Origin of the sequence: Sphingobium sp. 3R8, from assembly GCF_020166615.1 — a bacterium.
Lineage (GTDB): Bacteria > Pseudomonadota > Alphaproteobacteria > Sphingomonadales > Sphingomonadaceae > Sphingobium > Sphingobium bisphenolicum.
Map to the genome: position 1 here is coordinate 150,486 of NZ_JAIQXR010000002.1, position 16,475 is coordinate 166,960.

General features: G+C 65.0%; 18 protein-coding genes. 10 read left to right on the plus strand and 8 right to left on the minus strand.

What is annotated here, in order from left to right:
* Positions 1 to 9: 9 nt before the first annotated feature.
* The 6 genes from K9B33_RS02740 to K9B33_RS02765 form a co-directional block, all read right to left on the minus strand.
* Positions 10 to 321 carry a hypothetical protein gene (locus K9B33_RS02740; protein ID WP_224546499.1) on the minus strand — a complete coding sequence of 104 codons (312 nt, stop codon included), beginning with the start codon at positions 319 to 321 and terminating at the stop codon, positions 10 to 12.
* 27 nt (positions 322 to 348) lie between these two features.
* A complete protein-coding gene (locus K9B33_RS02745) occupies positions 349 to 639 on the minus strand; it encodes a hypothetical protein (RefSeq protein ID WP_224546501.1) in 291 nt (96 codons plus the stop codon).
* 37 nt (positions 640 to 676) lie between these two features.
* Positions 677 to 1,057, minus strand: coding sequence for an envelope stress response membrane protein PspC (gene pspC, locus K9B33_RS02750; protein WP_224546502.1), 381 nt, complete (start codon positions 1,055 to 1,057; stop codon positions 677 to 679).
* Position 1,058: 1 nt separating this feature from the next.
* Positions 1,059 to 1,325: an envelope stress response membrane protein PspB gene (gene pspB, locus K9B33_RS02755; RefSeq protein WP_224546504.1), complete on the minus strand. Its 267-nt coding sequence runs from the start codon at positions 1,323 to 1,325 to the stop codon at positions 1,059 to 1,061.
* A 4-nt stretch (positions 1,326 to 1,329) separates the two neighbouring features.
* The gene (gene pspA, locus K9B33_RS02760; RefSeq protein ID WP_224546505.1) at positions 1,330 to 2,010 is read right to left on the minus strand and encodes a phage shock protein PspA; all 681 of its coding nucleotides are present in this window, start codon (positions 2,008 to 2,010) and stop codon (positions 1,330 to 1,332) included.
* A gap of 85 nt (positions 2,011 to 2,095) precedes the next feature.
* Positions 2,096 to 2,269, minus strand: coding sequence for a hypothetical protein (locus K9B33_RS02765; RefSeq protein WP_224546506.1), 174 nt, complete (start codon positions 2,267 to 2,269; stop codon positions 2,096 to 2,098).
* A gap of 183 nt (positions 2,270 to 2,452) precedes the next feature.
* Between K9B33_RS02765 and pspF the strand changes: the two genes are divergently transcribed.
* Positions 2,453 to 3,475 carry a phage shock protein operon transcriptional activator gene (pspF, locus tag K9B33_RS02770; RefSeq protein ID WP_224546507.1) on the plus strand — a complete coding sequence of 341 codons (1,023 nt, stop codon included), beginning with the start codon at positions 2,453 to 2,455 and terminating at the stop codon, positions 3,473 to 3,475.
* 22 nt (positions 3,476 to 3,497) lie between these two features.
* Here the strand turns inward: pspF and K9B33_RS02775 are convergent, their stop codons facing one another.
* Positions 3,498 to 4,376: a 3-hydroxyacyl-CoA dehydrogenase NAD-binding domain-containing protein gene (locus K9B33_RS02775; RefSeq protein WP_224546508.1), complete on the minus strand. Its 879-nt coding sequence runs from the start codon at positions 4,374 to 4,376 to the stop codon at positions 3,498 to 3,500.
* Between the two features lie 179 nt (positions 4,377 to 4,555).
* Here K9B33_RS02775 and K9B33_RS02780 point away from each other — a divergent pair, with 179 nt between their 5' ends.
* The 7 genes from K9B33_RS02780 (at position 4,556) to K9B33_RS02810 (ending at position 10,376) form a co-directional block, all read left to right on the plus strand.
* The gene (locus K9B33_RS02780; RefSeq protein ID WP_318011072.1) at positions 4,556 to 5,026 is read left to right on the plus strand and encodes a YbgC/FadM family acyl-CoA thioesterase; all 471 of its coding nucleotides are present in this window, start codon (positions 4,556 to 4,558) and stop codon (positions 5,024 to 5,026) included.
* A complete protein-coding gene (gene tolQ, locus K9B33_RS02785; RefSeq protein WP_224546509.1) occupies positions 5,023 to 5,727 on the plus strand; it encodes a protein TolQ in 705 nt (234 codons plus the stop codon). The genes K9B33_RS02780 and tolQ overlap by 4 nt, the downstream gene beginning before the upstream one ends.
* 34 nt (positions 5,728 to 5,761) lie before the next feature.
* Complete coding sequence (locus tag K9B33_RS02790; RefSeq protein WP_224546510.1) at positions 5,762 to 6,226, plus strand: ExbD/TolR family protein; 465 nt, start codon at positions 5,762 to 5,764, stop codon at positions 6,224 to 6,226.
* 18 nt (positions 6,227 to 6,244) lie between these two features.
* Positions 6,245 to 7,306, plus strand: a complete 1,062-nt coding sequence (locus tag K9B33_RS02795) for a cell envelope biogenesis protein TolA (RefSeq protein WP_224546511.1) — start codon at positions 6,245 to 6,247, stop codon at positions 7,304 to 7,306.
* Positions 7,303 to 8,637: a Tol-Pal system beta propeller repeat protein TolB gene (gene tolB / locus K9B33_RS02800; RefSeq protein WP_224546512.1), complete on the plus strand. Its 1,335-nt coding sequence runs from the start codon at positions 7,303 to 7,305 to the stop codon at positions 8,635 to 8,637. The genes K9B33_RS02795 and tolB overlap by 4 nt, the downstream gene beginning before the upstream one ends.
* 285 nt (positions 8,638 to 8,922) lie before the next feature.
* Complete coding sequence (gene pal, locus K9B33_RS02805) at positions 8,923 to 9,438, plus strand: peptidoglycan-associated lipoprotein Pal (protein ID WP_224546514.1); 516 nt, start codon at positions 8,923 to 8,925, stop codon at positions 9,436 to 9,438.
* Between the two features lie 116 nt (positions 9,439 to 9,554).
* A complete protein-coding gene (locus tag K9B33_RS02810) occupies positions 9,555 to 10,376 on the plus strand; it encodes an IclR family transcriptional regulator (protein ID WP_224546515.1) in 822 nt (273 codons plus the stop codon).
* 88 nt (positions 10,377 to 10,464) lie between these two features.
* On the opposite strand, the gene K9B33_RS02815 is transcribed toward K9B33_RS02810, so the two are convergent.
* Complete coding sequence (locus tag K9B33_RS02815) at positions 10,465 to 13,407, minus strand: TonB-dependent receptor (protein ID WP_224546517.1); 2,943 nt, start codon at positions 13,405 to 13,407, stop codon at positions 10,465 to 10,467.
* 323 nt (positions 13,408 to 13,730) lie between these two features.
* Here K9B33_RS02815 and K9B33_RS02820 point away from each other — a divergent pair, with 323 nt between their 5' ends.
* Positions 13,731 to 14,939 carry a rhamnogalacturonan acetylesterase gene (locus K9B33_RS02820; RefSeq protein ID WP_224546520.1) on the plus strand — a complete coding sequence of 403 codons (1,209 nt, stop codon included), beginning with the start codon at positions 13,731 to 13,733 and terminating at the stop codon, positions 14,937 to 14,939.
* On the plus strand, positions 14,939 to 16,459 hold the full coding sequence (locus K9B33_RS02825) for a glycosyl hydrolase family 28-related protein (RefSeq protein ID WP_224546522.1): 1,521 nt from the start codon (positions 14,939 to 14,941) through the stop codon (positions 16,457 to 16,459). Before K9B33_RS02820 ends, K9B33_RS02825 begins: the two co-directional genes overlap by 1 nt.
* Positions 16,460 to 16,475 lie beyond the last annotated feature (16 nt).

Here is a 16,475-nt window from a genome sequence, read left to right on the forward strand (position 1 = left end):
ATCGTGCGCTCAGTTGGCCGGGCCGCGCAGCTGTTCGATCTCACGGGTCAGCTGGTGACTTTCGTCGGTGACGATGCGTTCGACCACGGCGAGCCGATCCTTCATCGACCCGATCTCGGCGCGCAGCTGGGCGTTTTCCTGGCTCAGCAGCTTGATGCGCTCGACCATTTCCTCGTTCTTCTGCGGATAGACGGCCTTGCCCCAGCTATTTTCCAGCGGATAGCCGTGGCGGATGCGCAACCAGGTGGTGAACACCCAGCCGCCGACCGCCAGCGATCCGACGATAACGGCCACCGGGGCGAAGGCTTCGAATGGAAACATGATGATACTCCCCTTGGTCGGCCGGTATCAGCGCAGCGCGTCGATTTCGCGCGCGGTGCGGGCGGCGGGATCGGTGGCGATCCTCTCCAGCACGGCGATGCGGTCTTCGAGGCGGCTGATGCGGCCCACCAGCTTTTCGTTTTCGTTGGAAAGAAGGTCGATTTTTCGACCGGCGTCGGGATCGCTTCGATGAACGGTATTTCCGTTGTCGTCGGTCAGCGGATAGCCGTAGCGCGCCCGCATCCAGGTGGTGATGACCCAGGCGCCCATGGACAGGGCGACGATGGCGACGATGAAGCTTGGTCCTGCGAAGCTCATGATCCTTGGCTCCCTCTAATCCCCTCTGCCACGCGCCTCAGCGCAGGCTGTCGATTTCGTCGGCGAGGCGGGTGTTGCGGCTGGTATAGTGGATTTCGATGTCGGCCAGGCGGCGATCGATGTCGCGGAACTTGGAGCGGACGTCGCGGGTCGAACGGGTCGGGTTGGTGCGCACGCCCTGCCAGAATTTCTCGTCGTCGCGATCGGCATACAAACCCAGCGGCTTGTTTTCGGCAAAGTAGGCGACGGCGACATAGGCGATGAGGGTCCAGGGAAAGGCGCCCATCAGGGTGACGAGCACCGCGCCGACCCTGACCCAGGTCACGTCGATTCCGCTATAGTCGGCGATGCCGGAGCACACGCCCATCCATTTGCCATTCTTCTTGTCGAGGTAGAATTTCGTGCGGCGGGCGGTCATGTCAGTTCCTCCGGTCGAGTTCATAGCCGTCGTCGGCCGACGGGCGAGAGGGGCGGAAATCGGGGTTGTCGGCGGCGACGATCCGTTCGACCGTCTGGAGCCGTTCTTCGAGCCGGCGGGCGAGAAGGTGGAGGTCGTCCAGCAGCTTCTCGTCCTCGTCGGTGATCTTGGGCGCCTGCTTCCACTTGATGACATAGTGGAAGATCAGCCAGGGCATGCCGATGAACAGCATGCCGCAGACCATGATCGGCAGGAACACGTCTTCCATCGGATCAGGCTCCCCCGGTCTTGTCGGCGTTCATGGACGCCTTGAGTGCGGCGAGATCGGCATCGACCTTGTCGGCCGACTTCAGTTCCGCAATCTCCTCTTCCAGCGTCTTGGGGACGCCGCCCAGCGTGGCGGCGTCGGCGCGGCCTTCGGCCATGTCCACGCGGCGTTCGAGCATGTCGAAGCGGGCGAAGGCGTCGTTGACCTTCTCGCCGGCATAGGCTTCGCGGACGCGCAGGCGGTTTTCCGCGCTCTGCATCCGGGTGACCAGACTGTTCTGGCGGGCGCGGGCTTCGCGCAGCTTGCCCTGCAGCTTGGCGATATCCTCTTCCGACGCCTTGAGCGCGTCGTCCAGCGTCTCGATCTCCTGGGCGAGATGATCGGCCATGTCGGTCGCCTTCTGGCGCTCGACCAGCGCGGCCTTGGCGAGGTCTTCGCGGTCCTTCGACAAAGCGAGCTGCGCCTTTTCGGTCCAGCTGTCCTGCAAGGCGGTCAGCTTGGCGATGTGGCGGCGCATTTCCTTCTGGTCGGCGATGGTGCGGGCGGCCGATGCGCGGACCTCGACCAGCGTTTCCTCCATTTCGAGGATGATCATGCGGATCATCTTCGCGGGATCTTCGGCCTTGTCGAGCAGGTCGGTCACATTGGCGGCGATGATGTCGCGGGTGCGGGAGAAAATACCCATTTGAACGTCACTCCTGGTCTTATCGTCTTGTTGGGGGCCGGGGCGGGCGAGAGGGGGCACTCCCGCCCCGGCCAGGGCTTGCGCCTTATGCGAGGTAGCGCAAGGCCGCGGGGGTATCGTGCGTCGCAAGGATCGGGGCTTCGCTGGCGCGGGCCGGACCGACCGCCGAAAGGATCATGGTCGATCCGAACAGCAGGGCGGCGATGGCGGCCGACATCAGCTGGCTGATTTCGCGAACGCTGTTGGTCTGGTTGGTCATCGTCATACTCCCTGAAACTTGGCCTTCATAGGCTCCGCGATTATTTGCGGATTGCCCTGAGCTTTGCAGAGGCCGTGCCAGTTTCGAAAAATGGCCGATTTTCTGGGCTTTTTGAGCCGTTGCGGGCCAGCGGGCCAATATGCCACTTGCCAAGGAGTGGGAAATTTCACCATAAGTTGGCGCATGGAGAAAAATACGCAATTTGTCGGCCAGAGCTTCGCCTTTCTCGACGCGGTCGAGCAGGCGGGGCGCGCGGCCGAACTCAACCGGCCGGTGCTGGTGATCGGCGAACGCGGCACCGGCAAGGAGCTGATCGCCGAGCGGCTGCACCATCTGTCGCCGCGCTGGGGCGAGCCGCTGATCACGATGAACTGCGCCGCGCTACCCGAAACGCTGATCGAGGCGGAACTGTTCGGCCATGAACAGGGCGCGTTCACCGGCGCGACCAAGGCGCGGCCCGGCCGGTTCGAGGAGGCCGATGGCGGCACCCTGTTCCTGGACGAACTGGGCACGCTGTCGATGGCGGCGCAGGAGCGGCTGCTGCGCGTCGTGGAATATGGCGAGGTGACGCGGATCGGCGCGTCGCGGCCGCAGCGGGTGGACGTACGGATCGTCGCGGCGACCAATGAGGATTTGCCTGCCGCCGCCGACGCCGGGCGCTTTCGTCCCGACCTGCTCGACCGGTTGAGCTTCGAGGTCATCACCCTGCCCCCTTTGCGCGCGCGCGAGGGCGATATCACCGTGCTGGCCGATCATTTCGGGCGGCGCATGGCGGCCGAGCGCGACTGGCCGCAATGGCCCGGCTTCACGGCGGCCTGCGCAGCGGAGCTGGAAGGCTATGGCTGGCCGGGCAATGTGCGCGAGCTGCGCAATGTGGTCGAACGCGCGGTCTATCGCTGGAACGAGCCGGGGCGGCCGATCAGCCAGATCACCTTCGACCCCTTCGCCTCGCCGTGGAAGCCCAAGTCAATGATGAAACGGGCCGAGGCGGCACCGTGTGACGCCCCTGCCGCACCGTCAGCACCCACCATGACCTATGAAGAGATTAGCGACCTGCGCGCCGCCGTGGACGGGCACGAGGCGGCGATCATCCGCGCCGCGCTGGAGCGATTTCGGTACAACCAGCGCGCGACCGCCAAGGGGCTGGGCCTGACCTACGACCAGTTGCGCCACTGCATGAAGAAACATGGGTTGAGCGCGGGCTGAACAGCCCGCGCTCGATGGGCAATCAGCGCGTCGGCACCGGCTCCGCGCCGCTATAATCGTAAAAGCCCTTGCCGGTCTTGCGGCCATACCAGCCCGCTTCGACATATTTGACCAGCAACGGCGCAGGGCGATATTTGGGATCGCCGGTGGTGCTGAGGAAGACGTTGAGGATTTCCAGCGCGGTATCCAGGCCGACGAAGTCCAGCAAGGTCAGCGGCCCCATCGGATGATTGAGGCCGAGCTTGCAGCCCTGGTCGATGTCGGTGACGCTGCCCACCCCCTCGCCCAGCACGAACACCGCCTCGTTCAGCATCGGCAGCAGGATGCGGTTCACCACGAAGCCGGGCGCGTCGAAGGCGTGAACCGTAGTCTTGCCGATCTTCGCGGCAAAGCCTTCCACCGCAGCGACGGTTTCGGGGGTGGTGGCGAGGCCGCGAATGACCTCCACCAACACCATCACCGGCACGGGATTGAAGAAATGGACGCCCACGAAACGCCCCGCGTCTGGCGCGGCCTGCGCCAGACGGGTGATGGGAATCGAGGATGTGTTGGTCGCGAGGATTGCGTCGGCCGCCAATATCTTGCCGACATTGGCGAAGATGGCACGCTTCACTTCCTCGCGCTCGGTCGCGGCCTCGATCACCAGTTGGGCGTCGGCCAGCGGGGCGATGTCGCCCACCGGCGTGATCCGGGCGAGCGCGGCGTCGGCGTCGGCCTGTGCAATCTTTTCCTTCTCAACCGCCTTGGCCAGCAGCTTGGCGATGCCCGCCAACCCCTTTTCCGCGCGGGGCAGGTCGATATCCGACAGAATGACGGCATAGCCAGCCTGCGCTGCGACCTGGGCGATCCCCGCCCCCATCTGTCCCGCGCCGATCACGCCTACCGTGCGAATATCCGTCATGCCTTGCTCTCCCTCATGAATCGTCGTTTCTCCCTTAGCGGGGCGCGGGGCCGGCGACCAGTATCGGACAGCTATGTAATCGGGCAGGCGATGGATCGTGCGCGACTGGCGGACGGATTGCGGGTTCATCCGCCATTTCCGGCTTTGCGTGGGCGCTGCGCCATGGTTAAAAGCGCGCGATGTCCGTTTCAGACCTGATGCCCGCGCCGGCGACCGGACGCTTCCTTGCCGCCGTGCATCATTTCCCGCTGCGCGTCTATTTCGAGGATACCGACCTGTCGGGGCTGGTCTATCACGCCAATTATCTGCGCTATATGGAGCGCGCCCGGTCCGACATGCTGCGTATCGCCGGCATCGACCAGCGCGCCAACCATGAAGACGGTGCGGGCGTCTATGCCGTCACCGACCTTGCCATTCGCTATCGCCGCCCGGCGCGGCTGGACGACGACCTGATGGTGGCGAGCCGCGTCACCGATGTGCGCGCGGCGAGCTGCGCCATTCATCAGAGAGTCATGCGGGGTCAAGAAGAGTTGACGGACGCCGCCATCACCGTCGCATGGCTGACGCCCCTGGGCCGGCCGCAGCGCCAACCCAAAGCCTGGACCGAAATTTTCACCCGCCTTTGCCAAGGGGAAGACATTCACCCATGACCCTCAACCTGCCTGCCGGCGCCATGACCGACGCCGCGACCATATCCCCGCTCGCCCTGTTCCTCCAGGCCGACATCGTCGTGAAGGGCGTGATGCTGGGCTTGCTGCTGGCCAGCATCTGGACCTGGGCGATCATCATCAGCTTCAGCGTCAGCCTGCGCAAGGCGAGCAAGGAAAGCCGCAAGTTCGAGGCCGATTTCTGGAAGGCGGAGGATATCGACCGCTTCTATGAGGCCCGCGGCAAGGCGGAATTCCCCGCGGCCAAGGTCATGGCGGCCGGCGTCACCGAATGGCGGCGATCGACCGCACAGAAGGTGATCGACCGCGACGGCACGCGCGACCGGCTGGGGACGTCGATGTCGAGCGTCATCGCGTCCGAGGTCGATCGCCTGTCCGACCGACTCAACATATTGGCGACGGTCGCGTCGGCTGCGCCTTTCATCGGCCTGTTCGGCACGGTATGGGGCATCATGCGCGCCTTCACCTCGATCGCGGCAGAGCAGAACAGCTCGCTCGCGGTCGTCGCGCCGGGCATCGCCGAGGCGCTGTTCGCCACCGCCATCGGCCTGTTCGCGGCGATCCCGGCGCTGATCGCCTACAACCGGTTCAGCCATGGCATCAACCGGCTGGAAGCGGGCCTGACCCGCTTTGCCGACAGCTTCTATTCCACGCTGAGCCGTGAGTTGGAGTCGCAGCGATGATCTTGGGCATCGCTGCAAAGAAGGATGCGCGCTGATGGCGATGTCCGGTCCTCCTTCCGCCCGTCGCGGGCGCGGGCGCGCGCCGATGGCCGACATCAATGTGACGCCGCTGGTCGACGTCATGCTGGTGCTGCTCATCATCTTCATGGTGACCGCGCCGCTGCTGGTGACCGGCGTGCCGGTGAACCTGCCCGAAACCCGCGCCAAGGGACTGGACGCGGACGCCAAGCCGACGATCCTGTCGATCGACCGCGACGGCGGGCTGTTCATCGACGAGGCGCAGATCAGCGACGCCGACCTGCCCGACCGGCTGGCGGAAATCGCGTCGGCCCATGCGGGCCAGCCCGAACCGCCACAAATCTTTCTGCGCGCCGACACCGCGCTCGACTATGGCCGGGTGATGCGGGTGATGGGCGAACTCAATCGCGCGGGCCTGAACAAGGTTTCGCTGGTCAGCACCGGATCGGATACCGGGTCGGCCAGCGACGGTTCAGAATAGGGGCCATAGGTCAGCCATATGGAGCGCGCGGAAAAGATCGGCCTTGGCGTCGCGACGGCGGGACATGTCCTGCTGTTCGGGCTGCTGTCGGCCGGATTCCTGGCCACCCCAAACCCGCTGAAGCTGAAGTCGCCGCCGATGGACGTGAGTCTGGTGGACGAAGTCGCGCTGCAATCGACCGCGCCGCAAGTTTCGACCCAGCCGCCGCCGCCCAGCGTCGCGCCGGAAGAAGGCCCGACGGAAGACGCCAAGCCCGCGCCGGAGCCTGCTCCCGCACCGGAGCCGACGCCCGCGCCGCCGCCGCCCAAGGCCGAGCCGAAGCCGGTTCCCAAGCCGACGCCGCCAAAGCCAGTCGTGAAGGAAGCCGCGGCCAAGCCCAAGCCGGTGCCGCCGAAGAAGGATGTGGCTAAGGCGACGCCCAAGCCCAAGCCAGCGCCAGAAAAACCCGCGCCCAAGGCCAAGCCTGCGCCTGAAAAGCCAAAGGCGGCTGCGGCCGTGCCGTCCAAGAGCGACGCCAAGGCAAAGAGTGACGCCAAAGCCAAGGCGGATGCGAAAGCCAAGGCCGACGCCAAGGCGAAAAACGACGCCAAGGCGAAGAGCGATGCCAAGGCCAAGGCCGATGCTGCTGCGCGGGCATCCGGCGCAGGCAAGGCCGACAAGCCCAAGGGGTCGTTGCTGGGCAAGGATTTCCTGAAAGGGATCGACACCAAGGATGACGCGCCGCGCACCCCTGCGCCGCCGCCTGCCGCCGCCATGGGGCCGCAGCAGAAGGCCGCGCTGGACGCCGAAATCCGCCGCCAGTTGAAGCCGCACTGGCGGCCGCCTTCGGGCGCGGACGCGGATCAGCTCGTGACCTTGCTGGAAGTGCGGCTGGACAAGAGCGGCGCGCTGATCGGCGCGCCCGAAGTGATCGACCAGACCGGCGTCACCGCCAGCAACCGGCCACAGGCTAAGCTGCATGCGGAGCGCGCGATCCAGGCGGTGAAACTCGCCGCACCCTTCCGGAATTTACCACCTGAATATTATGACCAATGGAAATGGCTCCGGCCACTCCGCTTTGACGCGAGGCTGAACCGATGAAGACCAACTTCCTTCGCCGCATCTCTCTGGCGACCGTCGCGCTTGCCGCCATCCTGTCCGCGCCCGCCATGGCGCAATTGTCGGTCGATGTGACCGGCGAAGTGGACAGCAACGTCAAGGTCGCCGTCCCCGCCATGCCCGCGCAGCAGGATGTGGCGACGCCGGCCGGCACCGCCAGCGAACTGGGCCGCAAGGTGGCCGAGGTGATCGCGTCCGACCTCAAAGGCTCCGGCCTGTTCGATCCGTCGGGGCCTGGCGGGATGCCAGCGGTCGCCTTCCCCGAAGTCACCAACCCGGTCTATGACAAATGGGGCGCCTATCAGGCGCTGGTGCAGGGGTTCGTGCGCACCACCGGGGGCGAGGCCGACATTACGGTCGGCTGCTATCTCTATGACGTGGCGCTCAAGCAGGAACTGACGCGGCAGGGCTATGTCGTCGCGCCGCGCGACTGGCGCCGGGCTGCGCATAAATGCGCCGACGCCATCTATGCCCGCCTGTCGGGCGAAAGCCCCTTCTTCGACAGCCGCATCGCCTATATCGCCGAGAGCGGTCCCAAGGGTGCGCGCGTCAAGCGCCTCGCCATCATGGATTCGGACGGGGCGAACCACCGCTTCATCACCAACGGCCAGTCGATGGCGCTGACCCCGCGCTTCTCGCCCGATTATAAGTCGATCCTCTATGTCAGCTATCTGGGCAGCCGCGTGCGCCTCTATATCTATGACATAGGCGCGGGGCAGCAGAAGCTGGTGACCGAAAGCAGTAACGCGACCTTCGCGCCGCGCTGGTCGCCCGACGGCCGTTCCATCCTCTTTTCCATGGCGGTGGCGGGTAATACCGATATTTATCGCGTGTCGGCCAATGGCGGGACGCCGGTGCGGCTGACCACGTCGCCGGGCATCGACGTCGGCGGCAGCTATTCGCCCGACGGCAGCCAGATCGTGTTCGAAAGCGACCGGTCGGGCGGCCAGCAAATCTATGTGATGAATGCCGACGGGTCCAACCAGCGCCGTATCAGCCATGGCGGCGGCCGCTATGCGACCCCCGAATGGTCGCCGCGCGGCGACCTCATCGCCTTCACCAAGCTGTCGGGCGATTTCAAGGTCGCGGTGATGACGCCTAGCGGCGACAATGAGCGTATCCTGACCAATGGCTGGCAGGACGAGCAGCCAACCTGGTCGCCCAATGGCCGCGTGCTGCAATTCTTCCGCACGACGCCGGGCAAGCAGGGCAGCAGCCAGGTGTGGCAGGTCGACCTGACGGGCGTGAACGAGCGGCGGATTCCGACGCCGCTGAGCGGGTCCGATCCGGCCTGGGGACCGTTGCTGCCGTAATCTTGCGTTCAGACGCCTTTGGTCATGGGGGGAACCTAGTCGTCTTGACAGCGTAACGAACATCACGGACCCTGATGTCTGTCTTAACGGATTGATTTTGACATTTGCATCCCCTGACGGTTGGGATGGGTCTGCAAATGTCAAAATCGTAAAATCCGCTAAAATCAAAAGATTGCTAATGGTCCGAAAAGATTCTGACATTTGAGCACGCCTTATCGGATAGGGTAGCAAATGTCAGAATCGGACCACTAGCGGGCGGCATAGAGAATATCGAAGGAGACCCCCATGAAACTGTCCCGGACTCTGTTGATGGCGACCGCCATCATCGCGCTGGCCGCCTGTTCGAAGAAGCCGCCGGCCGAACTTCCCCCCGCCCCTGGCGGCACCGGTGGTACGACCGCACCCGGTGGCCCGGTCGGTTCCGGCGGCCCGGTCAAGGGTAGCCAGGAGGATTTCGTCGCGTCGGTATCGTCGGACCGCATCTTCTTCGGCCTCGACCAATATGATGTCGATGCGGAAGATCAGGCGACGTTGCAGAGCCAGGCCGCATGGTTGCAGCAGAATCCGTCGGTGCGCGTGACGATCGAGGGTCATGCCGACGAACGCGGCACTCGCGACTATAATATCGCGCTGGGCGAACGCCGCGCCAATGCGGCCAAAAACTATCTCGCCTCGCTGGGCATCGCGCCCGGCCGCATCACCACCGTCAGCTATGGCAAGGAACGGCCGGCAGCGCTGGGCTCGGACGAAGCAAGCTGGGCGCAGAATCGCCGCGCGGTGACCGTCACCATCCAATATTGATCCGCTGGCCTTCGCATGGCTGAAAAGCCCGCCGGTGGAGATGACCGGCGGGCTTTTGCATGGCGACCACAAAGCGGCTGACAAACTGCCCAATTTGGCCGATATGCTTCCGCTATATGGAACGCGCCCATTATGTGGGACGGCAAGTGGACGAAGGCATCATGCAGGACGGCGACGAGAAGCAGGAAGCAGTGAAGGGCACGCAGACGTTGATGCGCGCGCTCGACATCATGGACGAGGTGATCGACGGTCCGATCCGCGCCGCCGACCTGGCCCGCAAGCTGGGCATGAGCAAGACCACCGCGCATCGGCTGGTGCAGGCGCTCAAATCGCGCAATTATCTCGCGGTGACGCGCGACGGGTTCGCGCTCGGTCCCAAGCTGCTGCAACTGGGCGTGCTGGCGACCGAGCAGATCGATTATGTCCGCCTTGCCCGCCCCTTCATGGAACTCCTGTCCGAACGCACCGGATTTTGCGTCTTCGTCGGCAAGCGCGAGGGCGACTGGTCGCGCCATCTGGACCGGGTGACCGGCACCCAGCGGCTGCGCGTCGCCACCGCGCCGGGCGATCGCCGCCCGATCGCGGAGACGGGCCTCGGCAAGGCGCTGTTGCTGGACGAGACGGAAGAGACATGGGAGCGCCTCTACGTCGAGGCCAGGGACGGCAAGGCGACGCCGGCGCAGATCCAGGCCTATGTCGCCGAGATGCGCGCGCACAAGGCGCGCGGCGAAGTGTTGCATGACAGCGAACTGGGCGATGGCGTGCGGTCGATCGCGGTGCCGATCCGTGACGCCAGGGGGCAGATCTGCATCGCCATCTCGATCGCCAGCGCCGCCCATTATCTGACCGACGCCCTGCGGCCGGGGCTGGCCGAGGAGGTGATGCGGTCGGCCGAGCAGATCGGCGCCGCAGTGGGTTATAGCGGACCGCGCCGATAGGATTGGCGCGCCCGGCCGCCGGACACAATAAGGGCGCGGTCACCGGGGTGGCCGCGCCCTTGAGGTTGGGGGAGGAGCTTTAGGCGCATTACATCCGGTAGGTGACGCCGAAGGTGAAGGTCCGGCCGATCCGGGTCTCGAACAAGGTGTCCTGCCGCTGGCTGTCGATATAGAGCCGGTTCTGCTCGTCGGTCAGATTGGTCGCCTCCACCATGATCTTCAGCCGGTCGGTGACATTATAGCTGGCCGACGCGTCCATGAAGAAGGTTTTGGCATTGCCCTGCAGGTCGCTGCCCGGCGAGGCGGGGATGCCGCGGATGAACTTGTCACGGAAATTGCCGGTAGTGCGGATCGAGAATTTCTCATCCTCATAATAAAGCGTTGCCGACGCCGTGTTCTTGGACAGGCCGACCAGGTCCGCCGTGGTCGTCACGGTCGGCACGCCGTTCACGCTGGCGAGGATATATTCGATCTTCGACGTGACGCGGGTGTAATTGCCCAGGAAGCCGAAATTGCCGAGGAACCCGTCGAAGAAGGTGAAGGGGATCTGGGCGTTCAGCTCGATGCCCTTGAGCTTGCCGCCCGGCGTGTTGAACGGCTGCGACACGGTGAACAATTCGGTCGGCAGGGTATTGCTGTTTTCCAGCAGCGCATCTGGAAGGCCGAGCTGGTTGAATGGGATCTGGCTGTTCACATTCTGGATGAAGCTCTTGATGTCCTTATAGAAGAAGGCGGCCGAGAGCAGCGAGCCGGGGCGGAAATACCATTCGACCGCCACGTCGAAGGTGGTCGCCCGAATGGGGTCGAGGAAGGGATTGTTGACGTTGCCGACACGGGTCACCGGATTGACCCCGCTGGTCGGGGTCAGCAGGCCCAGTTCGGGCCGCGCCAGCACCTTGGCGCCGGAGAAGCGCAGCAGCAGATTGTCCATCGGCTCGACCACGATATTGGCCGACGGCAGCCAGTCGTCATAGCTGTTCTTGGCCGCCGCGAACTGGCCGGTGAGGCCGGTGGGCGAAGCGGCGCTGGCCACTGTGACATAGCCCGACGACAGCATGTCGGTCTTGACGTAGCGCAGGCCAGCATCGCCGCGGATGCCGATGCCGATCGCATCCTCCAGGTCGAAATTGGCCATCAGATAGGCGCTGCTCACCTCTTCGCGCACCCGGCTGCGTCCGCCGCCGCATTCGACCCCGCAATAGCGGACCGAATCGAACCCGAAGGTGTTGGCCCATTTTTCCGGATCGATCGCGACCCAACTGGCCGGCGCGCCATTGCCCCATAGCTTGTCGACACCGCTGATCGTGCGGGTGATGTCGGCCAGGCTCGTGCCGGCGGGCAGCGCGCGGACCACGGTGTCGGCGGTATAGGGACGCAGGAAGGTGGACAGGAAGTCGCTGCGCCGATATTGGGCGCCGGCGCGGATCGAGAAGGCGTCGCTGACGGTCCATTTGAGATTGGCCTCGGCGGTCAGATTGTCGGTCTTGTTGCGCGATGGCTTGCCCTGGAAGCTGAAGCCCCCCAGCACGGTGCCGTCGGCGCGACCCGGACCATAGGTGAAGCTGGCCGGATCGTTGACGTCGATGCCGAAGCCGAGCTTTGGCGTGGTGCCGCCGTCGCGGAAGTCGATCGTGAAATTATCGGTGTCGATCGCGTCCATGAAGGTCTGGAGCCGCTTCTTCCCGTCCCAGATCGAGCGGTTGAAGCCGACGATGCCGCTCACCTCCAGGCTGTCGTTCAGCTGGCGCCTGAAGTTGACATTGGCCTGTTTGAAGGTGGACACGAAATGGTCGACAAGCCCTTCGGACCGCACGTCCACGCCGTCGAACACGCCATGAACCAGCGAGCCGTTTTCGTCGAATGCGATGTCGCGCACCGACGTCATCGGCTGGCCGTTATTGGCGGCCGACCGGGCGAAGGAGATGGCGGCGATATAATTGTCGCGCCGCGTCACTTCGAAGCGGGAATAGAGGAAATCGACGGAAATGTCGGTCTGGTCGTCGGGCTGGAATTGCAGTGTCAGCGATCCGCCGATCCGTTCCTGATTTTGCTCGCTGTTGAGGTAGCGCGGGATGCGCGGCAGGAAGGCGCCGCTGCCCGCCACGCCGGACAGGTCGTCGCGGCGTAGATCCTGGATGGCCTGATAGGCGGCGTTGGTGCTGGTGCGCGGATTGCCGGTCGAGCAGTTGAGTGCATCGGCGCCCTTGATCGCATTGTCCGCCGGATTTTGCGGCGCGAAGCCGATCGGCGAACAGAAACCGCCATTGGTGTTGGCGGACAGGATATCGACCGCCGAATAGCCGACTTCGCGAATGTGGCGCTTTTGATAGGCGACCGAGCCGAGGATGCCGAAGCCGCTGTCGCCGAATTGCTTGGAGATCAACAACGAGGCGCGCGGATCGACCTTCTTGGACAGCTCGTTATAGACGCCGCGCGCGGTCATGGAGAGGACGAAATCGTCCTTCTGGTCGAACGGCTTGGGGGCGGTCAGGTCGACGGTTGCGCCCAGCGAGCCTTCCTCCACATCGGCCGAGGGCGTCTTGCGGACCGAAAGCGCCGAAAAGATTTCGGTCGGGAAGACGTTGAAGTCGAAGCTGCGGCCGTTGTTGCCCGCGCCGTAAATGTCGGACGAGCCGGTCTGCGCCGTGCCTTCCATCCCATTGATGCGGACCCGGGTGAAGCCGGCGCCCAGGCCACGGACCGAAATATTGCGCCCCTCGCCGCCATCGCCGCGCGCCAGCGCTACGCCGGGCACGCGCTGCATCGATTCGGCGAGATTGGAGTCGGGAAATTTGCCGATATCCTCCGCAACGATCGAATCGATCGCCGCGGCTTCCTTGCGCTTCATGCCAAGCGCGCTGCTGAGCGAGGCGCGGAAGCCGGTGACGACGATGTCGGCGACACCCGGATCCGCGGCCGGACGATCGGCCGCCGGCTGTTCCTGGGCGATGGCCGGCGCAGCAACCAGCAGCATGGAGGCGATCGCAAGGGCCGAGCTGCGGCGGGCGAACGCGGAACGGGTGTGCAACATAAATCCTCCCCATTTGTCACGGGCGCCATCGCTTATGACGTCCATCGTGTCCCACTATGTGAACTGAGGTATCATCCTATATCGCTAGTCTGACAATTGCCAGAAAAATCATCATGTGATTTTCATGTCCACAATGTGGGCCATCTGCACGCTCAGTTCCCCAACCGCCAAAGCCGATTGACCATCAGTGTATCCCTATATATGGATCGATAATCTATTTAATGGGATTTTTATCCAGCCGCCTCTGCACGGGCGGTTTGATCTGGGGGAGCGCTGCGGCGCCGCGGCGTTCCCTCTTCTTATCCGATGGGATGCTTCGCTTCATGCCGCTTTCCACTTCCCTCGCCTGGATGCTGACCGCCACTGCCCTCCCAACCGTGCAGAGTTTCGACCTGCGTGCCGGATCGGCGGAATGGCGGCATCCCTATGTGCATGGCGGCCATGGCGTGGAACCAGGCGGCGGCGCGCAGGGCTTCCTTTTTTCGGCAGCGCTGCCAGAAGGTGATTATCGCGTTACGGTGCGGCTGGGCGATGCCCGCCACACGGGCGACACCAGCGTCAAGGCGGAAGCGCGGCGGCTGATGCTGAACCATATCGTCACGCGCCGGGGCGAGAGCGTCGAACGCAGCTTCCTGGTCAATATCCGCACCCCCGCATTGATGCCCCCGCCGCCCAATGCGCCGGGCGGCCGCGCGGTGCGGATCGACGCGCGCGAAGCGCAGGAAGCGACCTGGGACGAGAAGCTGACGCTGGAATTTCTCGGCCGGCCGGCGGTGCAATCGGTACGGATCGAACCCGTGATCGCACCCACGCTCTTCCTGGCCGGCGATTCGACCGTGACCGACCAACATGCCGAACCGGCCGCAAGCTGGGGCCAGATGCTGCCGGCGATGCTGGACGACGGGATCGTGGTCGCCAACCATGCCAAGTCGGGCGCGACGCTCAAATCCTTCCTGACTGACCTGCGCCTCGACAAGTTGCTGGCGCGCATGAAGCCCGGCGACTGGCTGTTCATCCAGTTCGGCCATAACGACCAGAAGAAGGAATGGCCGCAAACCTATCTCGATGCCGGGACGGGCTATGTCGCCTGGCTCCGCGCCTATATCGCCGAAGCGCGGCGGCGCGGCGCGCATCCGGTGCTGGTGACGTCGCCCGAACGGCGCAATTTCGATGCGCAGGGGAAGATTCTCGATACGCTGGGCGCCTATGCGGCGGCGGCGCGCAAGGTCGCGGTGGAAGAGCAGGTGCCGCTGATCGACCTCAATGCCGACAGCCGGGCCATCTATGAGGCATTGGGGCCGGCGGTCGCGCCGACCGCTTTCAACGATGGCGGCAAGGACAGGACGCACCATGACAATTATGGCGCCTGGCTGCTGGCCAGCGCAGTGGCGGAACGGATTCGCATGCAGATTCCCGCGCTGGCGACGCATGTGACAATGCCCGCCTTTACCCCCAACCGGCCACCCGCAGCGGATGCGATCGCGATCGCCCCCAGCCTGATCCGCAGCGATCAGCGGCCGGCGGGCAATTGATGCGCTTGACCCGCCGCGATCTGACGCTGGGCCTAGCGAGCGCCCTGCTGCCCGTCTTCCCGGCCCATGCCGCGCGCCACTATGACGTCCGCGGCCATGGCGCGCACGGGGATGGGATCGCGATCGACAGTGGCGCGATCAACGCCGCGATCGAGGCCGCCTCCGCCGCGGGGGGCGGCACGGTCGTCCTGCCGCGCGGGCGCTATCTCTGCTTTTCGATCCGGCTCAGGAGCCGGGTGACGCTGCTGCTGGCCGAGGGTGCGGTGATCGAGGCAGCCGATCCGGCGCGCCACGCCGGGCGCTACGACCTGCCAGAAACGGACGTAGACCAACTCTACCAGGATTTCGGCCATAGCCATTGGCGCAACAGCCTGATCTGGGGCGAGGATGTCGAGCAGGTCGCGATCGTTGGCCCCGGCCTGATCCATGGGCTGGGCCTGACCCGTGATGGCCCCGGTGCGCGCTGGAAGAAGCAGGCGGGCGAACGGCCGCTGTCGATGCAGGGCATGAGCGCGGCGGAGATCGGCCATCTGGAACCGGACGCCGTGGCGATGCAGGGGTTGGGCAACAAGGCGATCGCGCTGAAGAACGGGCGCGACATCCGCCTGTCGGGCTTCACCATCCTGAAAGGCGGGCATTTCGCGGTCCTGGCCACCGGCACGCGGGAATTGCGGATCGACGGGCTGACGATCGACACCGATCGCGACGGGATCGACCTGGACTGCGTACGCGATGTGGTGGTGGAGCACTGCCGGGTCAATTCGCCCAATGACGACGGCATCGTGGTCAAAAGCAGCTTTGCCTTGGGCCGGGCGATCGCATCGGAGGATATAGTGATCCGCGACTGCGACGTGTCGGGCTACGACATGGGATCGCTGGTCGACGGCACGAAGCGAACCACGCAGGAGGTCGCACCCGACCGCGACAGGGTGACGGGCCGGATCAAGCTCGGCACCGAAAGCAATGGCGGCTATCGCAATGTGCGGATCGAGGATTGCCGCTTCACCCGCTGCCGCGGCCTGGCCCTGGAGACGGTGGACGGCGGCGTCATGGAACATATCGTCGCCCGCCGCCTGACGATGCGCGATGTCACCACCGCACCGCTTTTCCTGCGGCTCGGCGACCGGCGGCGCGGGCCGGACGGAACCGGCGTCGGCGCGATTCGCGATGTCGCGATCAGCGAGGTCGATGCCCGCGGCATCGACCATCGCTTCCCCGTCGCCATCGCCGGTCTGCCGGGGCAGCCGATCCGCGACGTGACACTGCGCGACATCCATCTTCTCTATCGCGGCGGCGGCACGGCGACCGATGCGGCGCGCGTTCCGGCGGAGTTGCCCGACGCCTATCCCGAACCCAGCATGTTCGGCCTGCTGCCAAGCTGGGCGCTATGGGCGCGCCATGTGGAACGGCTGACGATCGACCGGCTGCGCGCCGAAACCATCGCGCCGGACCAGCGCCCGCCGTTCGCGTTCGACGATGTGCGCCATGTTTCGGTGCGCGACACCCCGCTCTGGCGTTGACGATCCTCCGGGACAG

Coding starts and splice junctions, on each gene's coding strand:
- K9B33_RS02775 (WP_224546508.1), bottom strand. CDS start 4,376: ATGACGGATATTCGCACGGTAGGCGTGATCGGCGCGGGACAGATGGGG.
- tolB (WP_224546512.1), top strand. CDS start 7,303: ATGAAGACCAACTTCCTTCGCCGCATCTCTCTGGCGACCGTCGCGCTT.
- K9B33_RS02795 (WP_224546511.1), top strand. CDS start 6,245: ATGGAGCGCGCGGAAAAGATCGGCCTTGGCGTCGCGACGGCGGGACAT.
- K9B33_RS02815 (WP_224546517.1), bottom strand. CDS start 13,407: ATGTTGCACACCCGTTCCGCGTTCGCCCGCCGCAGCTCGGCCCTTGCG.
- tolQ (WP_224546509.1), top strand. CDS start 5,023: ATGACCCTCAACCTGCCTGCCGGCGCCATGACCGACGCCGCGACCATA.
- pspB (WP_224546504.1), bottom strand. CDS start 1,325: ATGGAAGACGTGTTCCTGCCGATCATGGTCTGCGGCATGCTGTTCATC.
- K9B33_RS02810 (WP_224546515.1), top strand. CDS start 9,555: ATGGAACGCGCCCATTATGTGGGACGGCAAGTGGACGAAGGCATCATG.
- K9B33_RS02765 (WP_224546506.1), bottom strand. CDS start 2,269: ATGACCAACCAGACCAACAGCGTTCGCGAAATCAGCCAGCTGATGTCG.
- K9B33_RS02745 (WP_224546501.1), bottom strand. CDS start 639: ATGAGCTTCGCAGGACCAAGCTTCATCGTCGCCATCGTCGCCCTGTCC.
- K9B33_RS02825 (WP_224546522.1), top strand. CDS start 14,939: ATGCGCTTGACCCGCCGCGATCTGACGCTGGGCCTAGCGAGCGCCCTG.
- pal (WP_224546514.1), top strand. CDS start 8,923: ATGAAACTGTCCCGGACTCTGTTGATGGCGACCGCCATCATCGCGCTG.
- K9B33_RS02790 (WP_224546510.1), top strand. CDS start 5,762: ATGGCGATGTCCGGTCCTCCTTCCGCCCGTCGCGGGCGCGGGCGCGCG.
- pspA (WP_224546505.1), bottom strand. CDS start 2,010: ATGGGTATTTTCTCCCGCACCCGCGACATCATCGCCGCCAATGTGACC.
- pspC (WP_224546502.1), bottom strand. CDS start 1,057: ATGACCGCCCGCCGCACGAAATTCTACCTCGACAAGAAGAATGGCAAA.
- K9B33_RS02780 (WP_318011072.1), top strand. CDS start 4,556: ATGTCCGTTTCAGACCTGATGCCCGCGCCGGCGACCGGACGCTTCCTT.
- pspF (WP_224546507.1), top strand. CDS start 2,453: ATGGAGAAAAATACGCAATTTGTCGGCCAGAGCTTCGCCTTTCTCGAC.
- K9B33_RS02740 (WP_224546499.1), bottom strand. CDS start 321: ATGTTTCCATTCGAAGCCTTCGCCCCGGTGGCCGTTATCGTCGGATCG.
- K9B33_RS02820 (WP_224546520.1), top strand. CDS start 13,731: ATGCCGCTTTCCACTTCCCTCGCCTGGATGCTGACCGCCACTGCCCTC.